15 protein-coding genes are annotated in these 18,549 nt (G+C 67.6%); 8 read left to right on the forward strand and 7 right to left on the reverse strand.

Annotation, left to right across the window (positions count from 1 at the left end; all coding sequences use genetic code 11):
- The first annotated feature begins 84 nt into the window (after positions 1-84).
- The 7 genes from HDC96_RS12240 (at position 85) to HDC96_RS12270 (ending at position 10,830) form a co-directional block, all read left to right on the forward strand.
- Positions 85-1,068: a LysR family transcriptional regulator gene (locus HDC96_RS12240; RefSeq protein ID WP_179460209.1), complete on the forward strand. Its 984-nt coding sequence runs from the start codon at positions 85-87 to the stop codon at positions 1,066-1,068.
- A 183-nt stretch (positions 1,069-1,251) separates the two neighbouring features.
- Entirely contained in the window at positions 1,252-1,764 is a 513-nt protein-coding gene (locus tag HDC96_RS12245; RefSeq protein WP_179460210.1) for a hypothetical protein, read from the forward strand.
- Between the two features lie 70 nt (positions 1,765-1,834).
- The gene (locus tag HDC96_RS12250) at positions 1,835-3,892 is read left to right on the forward strand and encodes a TonB-dependent copper receptor (protein WP_179460211.1); all 2,058 of its coding nucleotides are present in this window, start codon (positions 1,835-1,837) and stop codon (positions 3,890-3,892) included.
- A gap of 248 nt (positions 3,893-4,140) precedes the next feature.
- The gene (locus HDC96_RS12255) at positions 4,141-5,229 is read left to right on the forward strand and encodes an efflux RND transporter periplasmic adaptor subunit (protein WP_179460212.1); all 1,089 of its coding nucleotides are present in this window, start codon (positions 4,141-4,143) and stop codon (positions 5,227-5,229) included.
- A complete protein-coding gene (locus tag HDC96_RS12260; RefSeq protein ID WP_179460213.1) occupies positions 5,226-8,351 on the forward strand; it encodes an efflux RND transporter permease subunit in 3,126 nt (1,041 codons plus the stop codon). Before HDC96_RS12255 ends, HDC96_RS12260 begins: the two co-directional genes overlap by 4 nt.
- 129 nt (positions 8,352-8,480) lie before the next feature.
- Positions 8,481-9,998 (forward strand): alanine/glycine:cation symporter family protein, encoded by a 1,518-nt coding sequence (locus tag HDC96_RS12265; protein ID WP_179460214.1) that lies wholly within the window; start codon positions 8,481-8,483, stop codon positions 9,996-9,998.
- The gene (locus HDC96_RS12270) at positions 9,991-10,830 is read left to right on the forward strand and encodes a TrmH family RNA methyltransferase (protein WP_179460215.1); all 840 of its coding nucleotides are present in this window, start codon (positions 9,991-9,993) and stop codon (positions 10,828-10,830) included. The genes HDC96_RS12265 and HDC96_RS12270 overlap by 8 nt, the downstream gene beginning before the upstream one ends.
- 343 nt (positions 10,831-11,173) lie before the next feature.
- Here the strand turns inward: HDC96_RS12270 and HDC96_RS12275 are convergent, their stop codons facing one another.
- From HDC96_RS12275 to HDC96_RS12290, 4 genes are all read right to left on the reverse strand, one after another.
- Positions 11,174-12,595, reverse strand: a complete 1,422-nt coding sequence (locus HDC96_RS12275) for a M28 family peptidase (protein ID WP_179460216.1) — start codon at positions 12,593-12,595, stop codon at positions 11,174-11,176.
- A 248-nt stretch (positions 12,596-12,843) separates the two neighbouring features.
- Complete coding sequence (gene mscL / locus HDC96_RS12280; protein WP_179460217.1) at positions 12,844-13,257, reverse strand: large-conductance mechanosensitive channel protein MscL; 414 nt, start codon at positions 13,255-13,257, stop codon at positions 12,844-12,846.
- Positions 13,258-13,314: 57 nt separating this feature from the next.
- Complete coding sequence (locus HDC96_RS12285; RefSeq protein WP_179460218.1) at positions 13,315-14,022, reverse strand: fumarylacetoacetate hydrolase family protein; 708 nt, start codon at positions 14,020-14,022, stop codon at positions 13,315-13,317.
- A 108-nt stretch (positions 14,023-14,130) separates the two neighbouring features.
- Complete coding sequence (locus HDC96_RS12290) at positions 14,131-14,406, reverse strand: hypothetical protein (RefSeq protein WP_176988368.1); 276 nt, start codon at positions 14,404-14,406, stop codon at positions 14,131-14,133.
- Positions 14,407-14,584: 178 nt separating this feature from the next.
- On the opposite strand from HDC96_RS12290, the gene HDC96_RS12295 reads away from it, so the two are divergent.
- Entirely contained in the window at positions 14,585-14,932 is a 348-nt protein-coding gene (locus tag HDC96_RS12295) for a Rieske (2Fe-2S) protein (protein ID WP_179460219.1), read from the forward strand.
- A gap of 189 nt (positions 14,933-15,121) precedes the next feature.
- Here HDC96_RS12295 and HDC96_RS12300 read toward each other — a convergent pair whose 3' ends face one another.
- The 3 genes from HDC96_RS12300 to HDC96_RS12310 are packed head-to-tail and all read right to left on the reverse strand — an operon-like array spanning position 15,122 to position 18,522.
- Entirely contained in the window at positions 15,122-16,969 is a 1,848-nt protein-coding gene (locus tag HDC96_RS12300; RefSeq protein WP_179460220.1) for an SLC13 family permease, read from the reverse strand.
- A gap of 24 nt (positions 16,970-16,993) precedes the next feature.
- Positions 16,994-17,728, reverse strand: coding sequence for a tRNA (guanosine(46)-N7)-methyltransferase TrmB (gene trmB / locus HDC96_RS12305; RefSeq protein WP_179460221.1), 735 nt, complete (start codon positions 17,726-17,728; stop codon positions 16,994-16,996).
- Positions 17,728-18,522 carry a thiazole synthase gene (locus HDC96_RS12310; protein WP_070471215.1) on the reverse strand — a complete coding sequence of 265 codons (795 nt, stop codon included), beginning with the start codon at positions 18,520-18,522 and terminating at the stop codon, positions 17,728-17,730. Before HDC96_RS12310 ends, trmB begins: the two co-directional genes overlap by 1 nt.
- Positions 18,523-18,549: the final 27 nt, after the last annotated feature.

Here is an 18,549-nt window from a genome sequence, read left to right on the forward strand (position 1 = left end):
TTAAACAACGTTTGGTTATAAGCTGGTGACGGCATTTGCCCTACAGTCGGATGGCCCCCTCTCCATGCGCCGTATCGCCCGCCCATGACGCTGACCCAACTTCGCTATCTGGTCGCCATCGCCGACGCCGAGCTGAACATCACGCTGGCGGCATCCCGCGTGCACGCCACCCAGCCCGGCCTGTCCAAGCAGCTCAAGCAGCTGGAGGATGAACTGGGCTTCCTGCTGTTCGTGCGCAAGGGCCGCAGCCTGGAAGCGGTGACCCCGGCCGGCGTGGAAGTGATCGGCCGCGCCCGCGCCGTCCTCGGCGAAGCCAACAACATCCGCACCTATGCCGCCAACCAGCGCCGCGAAAGCCAGGGCCAGCTGGTGCTGACCACCACGCACACCCAGGCGCGCTTCGTGCTGCCGCCGGCGGTGGCGCGGATCAAGCAGGCCTACCCGCAGGTCAGCGTGCATCTGCAGCAGGCCGCTGAAAGCGATGCGCTGGACCTGCTCAGCCAGGGCGATGCGGACATCGCCATCATCAGCACCGCCGGCGGCGAGCCCACGGCTGGCCTGGCCATTCCGCTGTACCGCTGGCGCCGGCTGGTGCTGGTGCCGCGCGGGCACGCGCTGGATCGCCCGGGTGCGGCGCCGGACCTGCAGGCGCTGGCCAGCCATCCGCTGATCAGCTACGAATCCTCCACCCGCGGCAGTTCTTCGCTGCAGCGCGCCTTCGCCAGCGCCGGACTGAGCTCGGACATCGCCTTGACCGCCCTCGATGCGGACCTGATCAAGACCTATGTACGCACCGGCCTGGGCGTCGGCCTGCTCGCGGAAATGGCGGTCAACGCCAGTGACGAAGACCTGCGCGCGTGGCCAGCCCCGGCGCCGATCGACGAGTGCATCGCCTGGGCGGTACTGCCGCGTGACCGCGTACTGCGCGACTACGCGCTGGAGCTGGTGCACGTGCTGGCCCCGCAGATCGACACCCGCGATCTGCGCCGGGTGATCGACGGCAACCAGGAGGCCAACTGGCCGCTGCCGCCGACCTGGGAGTCGTTGACGCAGACCATCACCGTCTAACGACGGTGATGGCTGCCCGCGCATTCCACCTCTACCCCGCGCCGTTGGCGCGCCCCCTTCAACAGAAGGGGGCTTTTCTCCAGAGGGGTTGAGGGGGCGGTTGGCGCTTCGAAAGCGCCGCTGCGACGGTTGGTCGCAGGGCGTCGGGCTGCCCTGCCCACGGTCGGGCGCTACCATGACGGGGTGAATGTCCGTCGTCGCCCGTATGCCGTTTTTCTGCAGCTTGCCTTCGTGGCGACGCTGCTGATGGCGCTGGCGCCGCTGGTCAGCCGCTGGCAGCAGGCGCATGCGGAGGCGCCGGTGATGCTGATGCCGACCGGCATGACCCACGCACTGCCGGCGCTGCCGGATGCCCACGCCGGGCACGGCATGCCGCAGCACGACGGGCAACACCACGTCATGCAGCACGGCGACATGCCGCACCACGAGATGGCGATGCAGCCCACGCCGATGCGCGCCACGCCCGATGCCCATGACGCCCCCGTACCGTCGCCGCCGATGAGCGAGCACGCCGGGCATGGTGACGCCTGCGAATACTGCATGATGGCCTCGCGCCTGATGCCGTGGCTGGCGGTCCTGATCCTCTTGTTGCCGGCGATGCCGGTCATCGCACCGCGCGTCCTGCGCGCAGTGCCCACGCCCCGCAGCCTGCGCTGGCCGGCCCACGCTGCCCGCGGCCCGCCCGCGATCTCCTGAAACCACCGCCCTTCCTGCCCGTGTCGCCGTGATGGCGACGCGTGCCTGCGTGCTTTTCTGGAGTTCCACCATGAACGTTTCTTCCCGCAGCGCGGGCGCACTGACGCGCCTGTCTGTTTCCCTGTCGCTGGCCCTGGTCGCGGTGCCGCTGCAGGCCGCCGCCGACGACGCCCGCACCCTCGATACGCTGGTCGTCACCGCCTCCGCGCCGTCCTCACCCCTGCACTGGGTCACCGATCCGCGCCTGCCGCGGCAGCCGGTCCCGGCCAGCGATGGCGCGGACTATCTGAAGACGGTTCCCGGCTTTTCCGCGATCCGCAATGGCGGCACCAACGGCGATCCGGTGCTGCGCGGCATGTTCGGCTCGCGCCTGAACATCGTCAGCAACGAAGGCAATCTGATCGGTGCGTGCCCCTCGCGGATGGACAACCCGCTGTCCTACATCGCGCCGGAAACCTTCGATCGGCTGACCATCATCAAGGGGCCGCAGAGCGTGCGCTGGGGTGCCGGTGCTTCCGCGGGCACGGTGCGCTTCGAGCGCGATACGCCGCGCTTCGACCAGCCGGGCATGGACATCAACGCCAGTGCGCTGGTCGGCTCGCGCAACCGCAACGACCAGGTGCTCGACCTCAACGCCGGTGCCTCGCCTGGCTATGTGCGCGTCAACGGCAACCGTTCCGAATCGGATGACTACAAGGACGGCAACGGCGACGTGGTCCCCTCCCGGTGGCGCAAGTGGAACAGCGACGTGGCCGTCGGCTGGACGCCCGATGTCGATACCGTGCTGGAACTCTCGGCCGGCACCGGCGATGCGATCGCGCGCTACGCCGGTCGTGGCATGGACGGCGCCTCGTTCAAGCGCACCAGTTACGCCGCTCGTTTCGAAAAGGACAACCTGCCGGGTGCGTGGGACAAGCTGCAGGCGAACCTGTACTACAACGACGCCGACCACGTGATGGACAACTACACGCTGCGCACGCCGAACCCGGCCAGCAGCATGCCGATGCCGATGGCGTCCAACGTCGATCGCCGCACCACCGGGGGCCGTATCGCCTCGGAATGGCGCTGGCAGGACATCGCAATCGTGGCCGGCGTGGACGCGCAGGACAGCCGTCACCGCAGCCGCAATGGAATGGGGCGCAATGTGTACCGGCAGCAGCCGTGGCGCACGGATGCGCGCTTCGACAACCTCGGCGCGTTCACCGAGATCACCCTGGGCGAGGGCACCGCACAGCGTTGGGTGGGGGGCCTGCGCATGGACCGTGCCGAGGTGAAGGACGCGCGCGCCACCAGCGGCATGATGGCGATGCGCAATCCCACCGCCGGGCAGACCCGCCGCGAGAACCTGGGCAGCGGCTTCGTCCGGTTCGAGCGTGACATCGCGCCCGCCCTGACCTGGTACGCGGGTGTCGGCCACAGCGAGCGCATGCCCGACTACTGGGAGCTGTTCTCGCCGAACCTCGGCCCGGCCGGCGCGGTGAATGCGTTCACCGGCGTGCAGCCGGAACAGACCACCCAGCTCGATCTGGGCCTGCAGTACCGCACCGCTCGCCTCAATGCCTGGGTCTCGGCGTATGCCGGGCGCATCCAGGACTACATCCTGTTCACCTACCGCGACGGCGGCATGATGGGCAGCACCAGCCAGGCCAGCAATGTCGATGCACGCATTGCCGGCGCCGAGGCGGGCGCGGAGTGGCAGTTGGCGCAGCAGTGGAAACTCGGCGGCACGCTGGCCTATGCCTGGGGCGAGAACCGCAGCGACGGCCGCGCGCTGCCGCAGATGCCGCCGCTGGAAGCACGGCTCAGCACGGCGTGGGAAGGCGAGCGCTGGACCGTCGGTGCGCTGGCGCGTGCGGTCTCCCGCCAGGGGCGGGTCGCGGCGGGGCAGGGCAACGTGGTCGCCCGCGATCTGGGGCCCAGTGCCGGCTTCGCGACCCTGGCCTTGAACGCGAGCTACCGGTTCAACGCGGCGCTGCTGCTCAGTGCAGGGGTCGACAACCTGTTCGACCGCGCCTACAGCGAGCACCTGAACCTGGCGGGCAGCGCCGATTTCGGCTTCCCGGCCGATCCGGTGCGGATCAACGAGCCCGGCCGCACCGCCTGGCTCAAAGTGAACTATCGTTACTGAGCAAGACGGCCGGGCGGGGCGTTCACGCCTCGCCCGGCGCCTGCTGCGCCAGCCACGACAGGGCAGCACGGTGGCGGGCATTTCGACATGCGCCGATACATGGCGATACACGTCCGCTGCCGCCCAGCACAAAAGGGCTTTCGCCCGTCACCGGCAGATGTGAAGACCCCGGTAAACGCTTGGCACATATGCCTTCACCCGGGGCCTCTATACACTCGGCGGTCGAGAAACAGCCGGGATTGCATTACATGTTGGGACGCATCGCAGCGCGCTTCGCCGCTGGCATCGCCTTGGTCGCATTGGCAGGGTGTGGCAGTAAAGACGAGGCCGCTCGCCGGCAGGCAGGCGCCGTACCGGTCACTACCCAGGTGGTGCAGGCCTCGGCATGGAGCGACACCCTGCAGGCGCTGGGCACGGCCAAGGCGCGCGAGTCGGTGACGATCACCGCCAAGGTCAGCGAAATCATCGAGACGGTCCACTTCGAAAGCGGCCAGCAGGTCAGCGCCGGCACGCCCTTGGTGACCCTGCGCGGCCAGGCCCAGGAAGCGGCCCTGCTGCAGGCCCAGGCGACGTTCCTGGAAGCGGACCAGTTGTACAAGCGCCAGCGCGAACTCGCCGCCCAGCAGCTGGTGGCCAGCTCCACCCTGGATACGCAGCGCGCCATCCGCGATGCCGCCGATGCACGCGTGCGTGAAATGCAGTCGGATATCGGTGATCGCCGCGTGCGCGCGCCGTTCGCCGGCGTGCTCGGCATCCGCCAGGTCAGTGCCGGTTCGCTGGTCACCCCGAGCACCGCGATCACCACGCTGGACGACATCGAGCGCATGCACGTGGACTTCCAGGTGCCCGAAGCCGAGCTGGCCTCGCTGAGCAGCGGCGACAAGGTCAACGCGACCAGCGTGGCCTATCCGGGCCGCAACTTCGAAGGCGAGGTCGCCACCATCGATACCCGGGTCGATCCGGGCACGCGCGCGGTCACCGTGCGCGCCGATTTCATCAACGCCGATCACGCCCTGCGCCCGGGCATGCTGCTGGATGTGCGGATGTTCCGCCCCGAGCGCCAAGCGCTGGTGATCCCCGAGATCGCGGTGGTCCAGGTCGGGCGCGATTCCTATGTGTTCCGGGTTGCCAAGGACGACATCGTGGAGCGCGTGGACATCACCGCCGGCGCGCGTCGCAGTGGCGTGGTCGAAATCCGCGACGGGCTCACCGCCGGTGACCGCATTGTGGTGGACGGCACTGGCAAGCTCCGCCCGGGCCTGAAGATCCAGGCCGAGGAGGCTGCACCGGTCAGGCCGGCCGCGCCGACGACCGCCGAACCGGACACCGCCGGATGAAACTCTCCGACGTTTCCATCCAGCGGCCGGTCTTCGCCGTGGTGATGAGCCTGCTGCTGGTCGTGCTGGGCTTCATGTCGTTCACCCGCCTGACCCTGCGTGAGCTGCCTGCCATCGATCCGCCGATCGTGTCGGTCTCGGTGGATTACACCGGTGCCTCCGCGGCGGTCATCGAGAGCCGCATCACCCAGGTGCTGGAAGATGCCCTGGCCGGCATCGAAGGCATCGACACCATCAACGCGCGCAGCTCCAACGGGCGCTCGCAGGTCAGCATCGAGTTCACCTCCAACCGCGATATCGAAGCGGCCGCCAACGACGTGCGCGATGCGGTCAGTCGTGTCGCCGACCGCATGCCCGAAGAGGCGCGGCCGCCGGAAATCGCCAAGGTCGAGAGCGACGCGGACGCCATCATCTGGTTCAACATGACCTCCTCCAGCATGGACACGCTGGCGCTGAGCGACTACGCCGACCGCTACGTAGTGGACCGTTTTTCCAGCCTGGACGGCGTGGCCCAGGTACGCATCGGCGGGCGCCAGCGCTATGCCATGCGGATCTGGCTGGACCGTGACCAGCTCGCCGCGCGTGGCCTGACCGTGGGCGATGTGGAAGGCGCGCTGCGCAACGAGAACGTCGAACTGCCGGCCGGTCGCATCGAGTCAGCCGACCGCGATTTCACCCTGCGCGTTGAGCGCAACTACGTGAAGCCCGAAGACTTCGCGACCATCCCGCTGGGCAAGGGCAGCGACGGCTACGTGGTGCGCATGGGCGACGTGGCGAAGATCGAGCTGGCCTCCTCGGAGCGCCGCGCCTATTACCGCAGCAACGGGGAGCCGGGCATCGGCCTGGGCATCGTAAAGACCTCCACGGCCAACGCGCTGGATGTGACCCGCAACGCGCGCGCCGAGGCCGAACGGATAGGGCAGACCTTGCCGGAAGGCACGCATATCTTTGTGGCCTTCGACAACACCACCTTCATCGAAGCCGCCGTCGATCGCGTCTACGCCACGCTGGTGGAGGCGATGCTGCTGGTGCTGGCGGTGATCTGGCTGTTCCTGGGCAGTTTCCGCGCGGCCCTGATTCCCGCGGTGACGGTGCCGGTGTGTCTGATCGCCGCCTTCATCGCACTGTATGCGTTCGGCTTCTCGATCAACCTGCTGACCCTGCTGGCGCTGGTGCTGTGCATCGGTCTGGTGGTCGATGATGCGATCGTGGTGGTGGAGAACGTGCAGCGTCGCATCGACCTGGGCGAGCCACCGCTGGTGGCGTCCAAGCGCGGCACCGCGCAGGTGGCGTTCGCGGTAATCGCCACCACGGCGGTGCTGGTCGCGGTGTTCCTGCCGGTCGGCTTCCTGGAAGGCAATACTGGTCGGCTGTTCCGCGAGCTGGCCGTGGCATTGGCAGCAGCGGTGGCGCTGTCGGCGTTCGTGTCGCTGACGCTGACCCCGATGATGGCCTCCAAGCTGCTCAAGCCGCACACCGGGCAGGCGCCCAAGGGCCTGCACGGGGTGATCAACCGCAATCTGGATCGCCTGTCGGTGGCCTACGGTCGCTTCCTGGAAGCGCACGTGACCCGCACCTGGATCTACATCGTGGTCATGATCCTGTCGCTGCTGGCCAGTGCGCTGCTGCTGAAGGTACTGCCGTCCGAGCTGGCACCGGCCGAGGACCGCGGTTCCTTCCAGATCATGATCGATGGCCCTGAAGGTGCAGGCTTCGATTACACCGTGGGCCAGGTCCAGCAGGTCGAGCAGATCGTGTCGGCGTTCGTCGGCGAGGACAAGCCGATCGTGCGCGCCAACCCGCGCGTGCCGGGTGGCTTCGGCGCCAGCGAGGAAATGCACACCGGCCGCATGAGCGTGTTCCTGCAGCCGTGGCGGCAGCGCGAGGTGGATACACCGCAGGTGGCGGCCGACCTGCAGAAACACCTGGATGGCATCCGCGGTGTGCGCGTGCGCACCCAGGTCGGGGGTGGCCTGGTCCGCAGCCAGGGCCAGCCCTTCCAGATCGTGCTCGGTGGCCCGGAATACGCGGAAATCGCGCAGTGGCGTGACCGCATGCTGCTGCGCATGGCCGACAACCCCGGTCTGGTCGGCGCGGACTCGGATTACAAGGAAACCCGCCCGCAGATGCGCGTGAACATCGACCGCCAGCGTGCGGCCGATCTGGGCGTGTCGGTCACCGCGATCGGCAGCGCGCTGGAAACCATGATGGGCTCGCGCCGCGTCACCACCTTCGTCGACAACGGCGAAGAGTACGACGTGCTGGTCCAGGCCGGCCGCGAAGGACGCGCCTCGCCGGCCGATCTGGCCGCGATCCGGGTGCGCGCCAGTGGTGGTGAGCTGGTGCCGCTGTCCAACCTGGTCACGCTCAGCGAAGTGGCCGAAGCCGGCAGCCTCAACCGCTTCAACCGCCTGCGCTCGATCACCATCAACGCCGGCCTGGCCCCGGGCTATCCGCTGGGCGAGGCGATCGCCTGGGCCCAGCAGGTGGCCAGCGAAGAGCTGCCGCAGCACGCGCAGGTCAGCTGGAAGGGCGAATCGCGCGAGTACCAGAACGCCGGTAGTGCCGTGCTGCTGACCTTCGCGATGGCCCTGCTGGTGGTGTTCCTGGTGCTGGCCGCGCAGTTCGAGAGCTTCATCCATCCGCTGGTGATCATGCTCACCGTGCCGCTGGGCGTGCTCGGCGCGTTGCTGGGGCTGTATGTCAGCGGCGGCACGATCAACCTGTTCAGCCAGATCGGCATCGTGATGCTGGTCGGACTGGCGGCCAAGAACGGCATCCTGATCGTGGAGTTCGCCAACCAGCTGCGCGACGAGGGCCGCAACGTGCACCAGGCCATCGTCGAATCGGCGATGGTGCGCCTGCGCCCGATCCTGATGACCTCCATCGCCACCGTGGTCGGTGCGATCCCGCTGGTGGTGGCCGGTGGCCCCGGCTCGGCCAGCCGCGGCACGATCGGGGTGGTGGTGATCTTCGGCGTGACCGTGTCCACCTTCCTGTCGCTGTTCGTGGTGCCGGCGTTCTACTCGCTGCTGGCGCCGTATACGCGCTCGCCGGAAGCGGTGGCACGCGAACTGGCCCGCCAGGAAGCCGAAACCCCCTCCGTGGGCGGCCATGCCTGACCGGAATGGGCGGCATTGTCGCCCATTCATCGAAATTGCCACTACGCAGCCCGGCGCGGATCGTGGAGAATCGACCGGGTCCCAGCCGACGGGGACGTTCCTTTTGTTTCCGCCGACTGGAGAGAGCGCGTGGAAGAAGTAGTCAGTTTCATCAACGGGATCATCTGGAGCAAAGCTCTGATCTTCCTGTGTCTTGCCGCAGGCCTGTACTTCAGCGCCCGCACCCGTTTCATGCAGATCCGCGGTTTCGTGGAGATGTGCCGGCTGACCGTGAAGGGTGAGAAATCCGACGCGGGCGTGTCCTCGTTCCAGGCGCTGGCCATGTCCATGGCCGGGCGCATGGGCATCGGCAACATCGCCGGTGTCGCCACCGCGATCGCTTTCGGCGGCCCCGGTGCGATCTTCTGGATGTGGGTGATGGGCTTCCTCGGCGCGTCCACATCGTACGTGGAATGCACCCTGGCGCAGATCTACAAGACCAAGGATGCCGAAGGCCGCTACCGCGGTGGCCCGGCGTATTACATCGAAAAGGCGATGGGCCTGAAGTGGTACGCGCTGGCCTTCGCCGTGGCAACCATCATCGCTGCCGGCTTTCTGATGCCGGGCGTGCAGGCCAACGCCATCGCCGACAGCATCATCAACGCCTGCCGCGGCGGCAGCCTGTGCGGGCCGCTGGACGGCCAGTTCATGGGCCTGGAATCGGTGCAGGCGCTCAAGCTGGGCATCGGCATCGTGGTCGCGCTGCTGCTGTCGGTGGTGATCTTCGGCGGCGTCAAGCGCATCGCCAACTTCGCCGAGGTGGTCGTTCCGTTCATGGCCGCTGCCTTCATCCTGATGGCCATCACCATCATGATCATCAACTACGACCGCGTGCCGGACATGTTCCGCACGGTGTTCAGCAGCGCCTTCGGTGCGCACGCTGCGTTCGGCGCGATGATGGGCCTGGCGGTGGAGTGGGGCGTCAAGCGCGGCATCTACGCCAACGAGGCCGGCCAGGGTACCGGCCCGCACGCGGCGGCCGCTTCGGAGGTCTCGCATCCGGCCAAGCAGGGGTATGTGCAGGCCTTCGCGATCTACTTCGATACGATGATGGTGTGCACCTCTACTGCATTCCTGATTCTGGCTGCGGGCACCTACAACGTGTATTCGCCGGTGCCGGGCGGCGCGCCCGTGTTCGCCGGCCTGGCCGGTGTGGCCGAAGGCGCAGGCTATGCGCAGGCGGCGGTGGAAACCGTCATTCCGGGCTTCGGCGCGGCCTTCGTGGCGATCGCGATCTTCTTCTTCGCCTTCACCACGATCATGGCCTATTACTACATGGCCGAAACCAACCTGACCTACGTCAACAACAACGCCAGGCGTCCGTTGACCGTGCTGCTGCTGCGCCTGGGCATCATCGGCATGGTGATCTTCGGCGCGTTCCACAATGCCGGCATGGCCTGGGCGCTGGGCGACATCGGCGTGGGCCTGATGGCCTGGTTGAACATCATCGCGATCCTGATCGTGCAGAAGCCGGCGTTCCTGGCGCTGCGCGACTATGAGCGTCAGAAGAAGCTCGGCCTGGATCCGATCTTCGACCCCGATGCCCTGGGCATCAAGAACGCCGATTTCTGGCGTACCCGCAAGCTGGAGCTGTCCCGTAGTGAATGATCCCTGGAAGAATGCGCGCCGTCCGTCCTCGCGGCCGCCGCGCGCCACGCCGCTGCCGCCCCGCGAAGGTGGCACGCCGCCGCCGCCCGGCCGTGGCAACGACGAGCTGCGCCTGTACGGCTGGAATGCCGTGCAGGCCCTGTTCGAGCATCGCCCGCAGGCGCTGCGCAAGCTGTACCTGACCGAGGCGCTGATCCCGCGCATGCAGCCGGTGCTGAAGTGGTGCGTGGCCAACCGCGTCGGTTACCGCGTAGTGGAAGACGGCGATCTGAACAAGCTCGCCGCGACCACGCATCACGAAGGCCTGGTCGCCGACGTGCTGCGCGCGCCGATGCTGGAGCTGGAGGAGTGGCTGGCCACGCTGCCCGCCGACGCGCCGGTGCTGGCGCTGTGGCTGGATGGCGTGGGCAACCCGCACAACTTCGGCGCGATCCTGCGCTCGGCCGCGCATTTCGGTGTGGCCGGGCTGCTGCTGCCGCCGGGTGCGACGTTGGCGTTGTCCGGGGCCGCCGCGCGCGTGGCCGAAGGGGGTGCCGAATCGGTACCGCTGGTGCGGCTGCCGGCACTGCCCGAAGCGATGGCGCAGCTGCGTGCCGCCGGCTTGAGCCTGGCCGCCACGCTGGTGGAGGGCGGCGATGATCTGTTCGCCAGCACGCTGCCGGCGCGCCTGGTCTACGTGATGGGCGCCGAAGGCGAAGGCATGGATCGCGAGCTGGCGCAGGCGTGCGACCACCAGGTGTCCATCCCGGGCACGGGTGCGGTGGAAAGCCTCAACGTCGCCTCGGCGACGGCAGTGTTGCTGGCGCAGTGGTTCGGACGCAGTCGCGTTTGACCCGTGCGTGCGTTTTCGGGGAGAGCGCGGCGTCATTCGCGCCACCCACGGTGTGATCGGTTTCACCGAAATCGTCGTGACTACATCGCTTTCGGATTAATCGCATAGTGCACGCAGTGAAAACTGCGCACAGTGCCGGGTGGACGCTGCGCTGCGTGGGTGAGGAGAGACACCCCCGCAGCGCGGCGATCCGCTTGTCCGGAGCGCGAAGGTCTAGCGGCGCTCACCGCGTGGGGTGTGACGTTATCCCGGTAGCCCGGTCGCAATGCGACCGGGCTTTTTTTTGTACCGACCAACGGTCGGTACCTACCATCTGCCAGCACATGCCGCTTGCGTGTTGGGATTACTCGCTCGGCGGCGTGGTCGGCTTGGCTTCGCTGCCGAAGCTGCCCTCGGCCTCGGCGGCGAGATAGGCGAACACGGTATACGCCGCTACGTTCTGCGCCAGGGCGGCCGGGTCGATCTTGTCGAGCGTGTCGTCGGCAGTGTGGTGCAGGTGGAAGTAGTCGCTGCCATCCTGCGCCAGCCACGCCCACGCACCGCCCTTGGCTGCCAGCGGACCCACGTCCGGGCCCGGGCCGCCCTTGTCGGCGGCGTACGCGATGCCGAGCGGCTTGAGCACCTCGGCGATCTGGCGGGTCGCCTCGCGCGAGTTGGCCGGGTTCGGTGAGCCGGTGTTGAAGGCGTAGATGCGGCCCGCGCCGAAATCGCTCTCGGCCGCGAGCTGGTGCAGCACCACATCCTTGGCGTGCGCTTCGGCGTACGCCTTGCCGCCGTACAGGCCCTGCTCCTCGTTGGCGAACGCGATCACGCGGATGGTGCGCTTGGGCGCCTGCTTGAGCTGGCCGATCAGATGGCCGGCGGCCATGGTGATGCCCACGCCGGCGCCGTCATCGACCGCGCCGGTGCCCAGATCCCAGGAATCGAGATGGCCGCCGATCACCACCACTTCCTTGGGCAGGCTGCGCCCGGTGATCTCGCCGATCACGTTGTACGAGGTCGCCTTGCCGTCCCAGCCGCAATCCAGGCTGAGCTTGAGCGTGGTGCTGCCCAGCGCGACCAGGCGCGCCAGCTGGTTGGCGTCCGGCACCGACAGCGCGGCGGCCGGCACCGGGGTCAGGCCGTCATCGAAGCGGGTGATGCCGGTGTGCGGCACGCGATGCGAGTCGGTACCGGCAGAGCGCATCACGAAGCCGATCGCACCCTTGCGGATCGCCTCGGACGGGCCCTTGCTGCGCACCGCGCCGCCGTTGCCGTAGTCGCGGCCATCGCGGTAGGCGGTCATCTGATAATCGACGAAGGCGATCTTGCCCTTCAGCGAACCTTCCGGCGCGGCCTGCAGCGCAGCCAGATCGGCGAAACGCACCACCTCGGCCTCGACCGTGCCGCCCGGGCTGCCGCCGAGGGCGGTGATGGCCAGCGGCTGGGCGTGCTTGCCGATCACCGCGGCATGCTCACTGCGGCGCTCCCACTTGGGGAAGGTGACCGGCTCGGTCCAGACCTTGTCGAAGCCGAGCGATCTGAACTTGGCGACCGCCCAGGCCACCGCGCGCGCGTCGGCCTCGCTGCCGGCGATGCGCGGGCCGATTTCGGTGGTCAGCGACTCGACCACCTTCCAGCCGGTGTCGTCCTTGAGGGCCTGCTCACGCAGCTCGGCGGCGGTGGCCAGCGACGTCGGCGGCAGCGTGGTGATACCGGTCGCCGCGAACGCGGGCGCGGCCAGCAGGGCGAGGGAAGATGCGATGGCAAGGACGCGGCGACGCATGGACGAACTCCGGAAACGGGGCGGAAGCGTCCGAGCTTACCAGCCTGTCCGGCGCGCACATGGGCGGTAGGTCATGCTCCGGCGAATGCTGTTTTCCAAAAGCGAAAACCCCGCCGGAGCGGGGTCTCAAGGTAGTGCCGGCCGCTGGCCGGCTCAGCGCGATGCAGGATATCCGTGGAGCCGGCCAGCGGCCGGCACTACCTTCTCCGTGCTGCCGGCCAGCGGCCGGCACTACCGGTGTCGCTGCCTCAGTGCTTCAGGTTGTCGCGAATTTCGCGCAGCAGCAGCACTTCTTCACTCGGCGCCGCCGGGGCGGCCGGCTCGGCCTCCTTCTTGCGGGCCAGGCGGTTGATGAACTTCACGACCATGAAGATCGCGAAGGCCACGATCACGAACTGCACCACGGTGTTGAGGAAATCACCGTAGCCGATCACCACCGCCGGAATCTCCTTGCCATCTGCGGCGATCCGGGCCGGGGCCAGGGTCCAGGCCAGCTCGGAGAAGTCGACGCGGCCGATCATCCAGCCCAGCGGCGGCATGATGATCTTGTCCACCAGCGCGGTGACGATCTTGCCGAACGCCGCACCGATGACCACACCGACCGCCAGGTCGATGACGTTGCCACGCATGGCGAATTCTTTGAACTCAGTCAGTACACCCATCGGGCTCTCCTGTCGTAGTGGGGAATCAAATGACGCCGCAGCGTAACGTAGCCATTGTCATCCAGCGATGACGCCGTGGCGCTCGGCCACGTTTTCCAGGCGCGCGCTGAAACGGTCGCCCGGCTTCAACGCGGCTACGCCGGACGGCGTGCCCATGAACACCAGATCGCCCGCGCGCAGCGCCCACAGCTTGGACAGCTCGTGCAGGATCTCCGGCACGTTCCAGATCATCTGGTCCAGCAGCGACTGTTGGCGCACTTCGCCATTGATCTCCAGCGACAGGTTCAGCGCGGCCAGGTCGCCGACTTCGCCGGCCGGCACCAGCTCGCTGACCGGGGCGGACTGATCGAAGCCCTTCGCCGGATCCCACGGATGGCCCTTGGCCTTGGCCTGCGCCTGCAGGTCGCGGCGGGTCAGGTCCAGGCCGACGCCATAACCGAACACCAGCGCTTCGGCCTGGTAGACCGGCAGCTCGCCGGCGGGCGCGTCCTTGCCGATCGCCACCACCAGCTCCACCTCGTGGTGCAGGTCCTGGGTGGCGAGCGGGTAGGGGATCACATCGTCATGGCCGACCACGATCGCATCGGCCGGCTTGCTGAAGAACATCGGGCGGCCGCGATCATCGGTAGACGGCACCGCGGCACCCATTTCGCGCGCGTGATCGGCGAAGTTGCGGCCGACACAGTAGATGCGACGCACCGGAAACGTACCGCCACCGGCGACCGGAATGCGGGGCTGCTCGGGCGGGGGGATTACATCGGTCATGCGTGCGTCCTGTGGAGAGGTTTCGCCGCAGTCTAGAGCGTTTTTCCGGTCCCACAAACAGAAACGGCCGCGCAGGGCGCGGCCGTCATCAGGAGGGAAGCGCGTCGATCAACGCGACATCGGCAAGGCCTGCTTGCGGACCACGCGGTATTCACCGTCCACGACCTGCGACGGAGCGGTGCGCGCACTCTTGCGCTGGGCGAGCAGCTTCCATGCCAGGCCGGCGATGATCATCGCCGCGCCCACGAATACACCGACGAACACCAGCGCGGCCAGGATCGCCAGGCCCAACAGACCGACCGCGACGCGCACCAGCGGATGGCGCGGCTTGCGCGGCGCGAACAGGGTGCGGAATTGGTTGAACTGGAAGAAGCGGCTGTACATGGCACTCTTTTGGCTGAGGTCAGCAGTGGATGAGTATCCGTGCTGGCTTTTGTCATTGAGTGAAAAAGTCGTTAAACGCACCGCGCGTTCATTGCAAATCAATGACTTGTATTCATCCGGGAGCCAGTGACATGAGCGCGTGAGACACTGTGCCTCCACTGCCTGTTACCTGGATGCCATGTCCGTGCCCGAGACCACCACCACCCCCCTCATCGCCCTGGACGCCTTGGCGGACTGGGGATTTGCCGAAACCGACGTGCGTATCGACGGCGACAGCGAATCGGTGGTGCTGTACCGCGAGGGTGACCAGGTGCGCGCCTGGCTGAACATCTGCCCGCACGCGGGCCGTCGGTTGGACTGGGCACCGGGGCAGTTCCTGAAAAGCAGGGAAGGGCACCTGGTCTGCGCGGCGCATGGCGCCTCGTTCTCGCTGGACAACGGCGACTGCGTGGCCGGCCCGTGCCGCGGCGATCGCCTGCGCACGGTCCCCGTGCAGGTGCGCGACGGCCAGGTCTGGCTGGCGTGACAACGAGCGGCGGGTCGCCAACCCACGGGTAGGTAGCGACCGTTGGTCGCTACGCCGCCAATCTCGATCGCACCCGACCGGTAGTGCCGGCCGCTGGCCGGCTGCTCTTGATGGCCAACCGTACGTGGAGCCGGCCAGCGGCCGGCACTACCTGGGGCATCGGGCGAGCCGGCCAGCGGCCGGCACTACCTAGAACATCAGGTTGATCATCAGCACCACCACCGCCGTATAGATCAACGACAGCGGGGCGCCGACGCGCCACAGCTCGCGCGGGGTGTAGTTGGCCGGGCCGGTGATCATCGAAATCACCGGGTTCGAGGCGGTCATCAGGTTGTTGGACGCCGACAACGCCACGATCAGCGCGAACGCGGTGGGGCTGCCACCGGCGGCCAGCGCCAGGTTCACCGCGATCGGCACCATCACGATCGTCGCGCCCACATGGCTGATCACCAGCGAGAACATCGTGGTCAGCAAGGCCAGCGCGATTTCCAGCACCCACACCGGGATGCCGGTCGGCAGGCGGTCGATGGTGTGGCCGGCGATCCACGCCGCCGCGCCGCTGCTGTCCATCGCCCAGCCGAGCGGAATCAGCCCGGCCATCATGAACACGGTTTTCCAGTTGATCGAAGCGTAGGCCTCGTCCATGCGCAGCACGCCGGTCAGCAGCATGCCGGCCACGCCGGTCATCAGGGTCAGCGCCACCGGCAGCTTGGAGGTCAGCGCGATCAGGATGGTGAGGGCGAAGATGCTCATCGCGATCTTGAACTTGTGCGGCCGCTGCTCACCCTTCGGGTAGTCGGTCACCACCACGAAGTCGCGGCTCTTGGCCGCCTGCGCCAGATCGGTCCAGATGCTGTGGAAGACCAGCATGTCGCCCGCGCGCAGCGCTACGTTGCGCACGTCTTCGCGGATCACCTGCTTGTCGCGGTTGATCGCCAGCAGGCTGATGCCGCGCTGCTTGCGCAGGCGCAGGTCCGAGGCGCTCTTGCCGATCACGTCCGAGGTCGGTGGCACCACCGCTTCGGAAATGCCGGCGCGGCTCGGGTTGAACAGATCGCCCAGGTGCTTCAGGCGCGAGGACATCCGCAGGAACTGGTTCTGCGCGAAATCGCTGACCTGCTGGCGCGCGCCCATCACGCCGAGCACGCTGCCGACCCAGATCCGCATCTCGGCCGGCGGGGCCAGGCGGGTGTCGTTGCCGGTCTTGAGCGCCAGCAGCAGCGGCGCATCGTGCACGTTCTCGGCCTCGCCCAGGGTCATGCCGACCAGCGGGCTTTCGGCCGTGACCACCAGCTCGAACACATCGCCTTCGATGCCGTAGGTCTTGGCGAAGTAGCTTTCGGTGCGCGACGGGGTGACGCCGTCATTGGCCAGCGTCTCTTCCTCGACCAGCTTGCGGTCGCCGAAGTAGCGGAAATACAGCAGCGAGGCGATCAGCAGGGCCACGCCGATCGGCAGCGGCGCGAACATGCGCAGTGGCTCGATGGTGGCCAGGCCCGAGGGCAGGTTGTTGTTGGCCGAGGCCAGCAGATCGTTGAGCAGGATCAGCGGCGAGTTGCCGACCATGGTCAGCGCGCCGCCCATCACGATGGCCGCGGCGATCGGCAGCAGCAGGCGCTGCAGGGTCAGCCCGGTACGTGCGGCCAGGCGCGAAGCGACCGGCAGGTACAGCGCCATCACCGAGGGGTTCTGCATGAACGAGGAGTTCAACCCGGCGATCGCGGTGGTCATCATCAGCAGGCGCGTTTCCACGCCGTGCCCGCGCCGCAGCAGCCATGCCGCCAACCGGTTCAGTGCCCCGGTGCGGTCCAGGCCTGCGCCGAGGATGGTGGTGGCGATGATGCTCATCACCGCGTTACCGGAGAAACCACCGAAGATCTCCTCCGGCGCGATCAGCCCGGTGACACCGAGCACCACCAGCACCACCAGCGCCACCACGTCGGCGCGGATGCGCTCGAACAGGAACATCGCCATCGTGAAGCCGACCAGCCCGAGGACGAGCTTCATGTCGGTAGTCAGCGTCAGCGCGGTATCCATGGGGTGGCGCGGTTCCTTGAGGGATCAGGTGCGGTCGTACAACAGGTCCCACACGCCATGGCCGAGTTTCTGGCCACGGGTTTCGAAATGGGTCTGCGGGCGCCATTCCGGACGCTCGACCTGGCCGCGCGGACCGGCGCGGTTGGTCAGCCCGGCAGTGGCGTCGAGCACCTCCCACATCTGCTCGGCATAGTCTTCCCAATCCGTGGCGCAGTGCAGGCGGCCACCCACGCGCAGCTTGCGCACCAGCAGTTCGGCAAAGCCGGGCTGGATCAGGCGACGCTTGTTGTGGCGCTTCTTGTGCCACGGGTCCGGGAAGTAGATGCGCACTTCATCCAGCGCGCCATCGGCGATTTCCTTCTCCAGCACCTCCACGGCATCGTGGTGGTACAGGCGCACGTGGTCGGCGTCGTCGTCGGCCAGGGCATTGAGGAGGCGGCCCACGCCAGGGGCGTGCACTTCCAGGCCGATGTAATCGCGGCTCGGATCCTGCTGCGCGGCGAAGCGCAGTGCGGCACCGTTGCCGAAGCCGATTTCCAGCACCTTGTGCGCATCGCGCCCGAAGGTGGCATCGAGATCGCGCGGCTCACCGGTGAAGTCCAGACCGAAGCGCGGCCAGCGGTCATCGAACGCACGCTGCTGGGCCGGGGTGAAGCGGCCCTGGCGCAGCACGAAACTGCGGACCTCGCGGCGGCCTTCGGTGATGGTGAAGGGCTTGGGCGGTGCCTTGGCACCGGCGCTGTCGAAAGGATTGGTCATCAGCCGATCAACCCGTCGATCGGCGAGGAGGCACTCGCGTAGCGCTTGCGTGGAATGCGCCCGGCCAGGAAGGCTTCGCGACCCGCTTCCACGGCCTTGCGCATCGCGCTGGCCATCAACACGGGATTGCGCGCGCCGGCGATGGCGGTGTTCATCAGCACGCCATCGCAGCCCAGCTCCATCGCGATCGCCGCATCGGAGGCGGTGCCCACGCCGGCATCGACGATGATCGGCACCTTGGCGTCTTCGATGATCTGCAGCAGGTTGTACTTGTTCTGGATGCCCAGGCCCGAGCCGATCGGCGCAGCCAGCGGCATCACCGCGGCGCAGCCGATCTCTTCCAGGCGCTTGGCCAGGATCGGATCATCGGAGGTATAGACCATCACCTCGAAGCCGTCCTTGACCAACTGCTCGGCCGCCTTGAGGGTCTGCACCACGTCCGGGTACAGGCTCTTCTGGTCACCGAGCACTTCCAGTTTGGTCAGGTTGTGGCCGTCCAGCAGCTCGCGGGCCAGCCGGCAGGTGCGCACGGCGTCCTCGGCGGTGTAGCAGCCGGCGGTGTTGGGCAGGATGGTGTAACGGTCCGGCGGCAGCACGTCGAGCAGGTTCGGCTCGCCCGGGTTCTGCCCGATGTTCGTGCGGCGGATCGCCACGGTGACGATCCGGGCGCCGGCGGCCTCGGTGGCCAGGCGGGTTTCTTCCAGATCCTTGAACTTGCCGGTGCCGGTGAGCAGGCGGGAAGCATAGGTCTTGCCGGCGATCACCAGCGAATCAGTGGGGGCAGGTGCATTCATGGCCCGAATTATCGCCTATCACGCGTC

It is taken from the genome of Stenotrophomonas sp. JAI102 (genome assembly GCF_013409105.1).
In the GTDB taxonomy this organism is placed as follows: Bacteria; Pseudomonadota; Gammaproteobacteria; order Xanthomonadales; family Xanthomonadaceae; genus Stenotrophomonas; species Stenotrophomonas maltophilia_AA.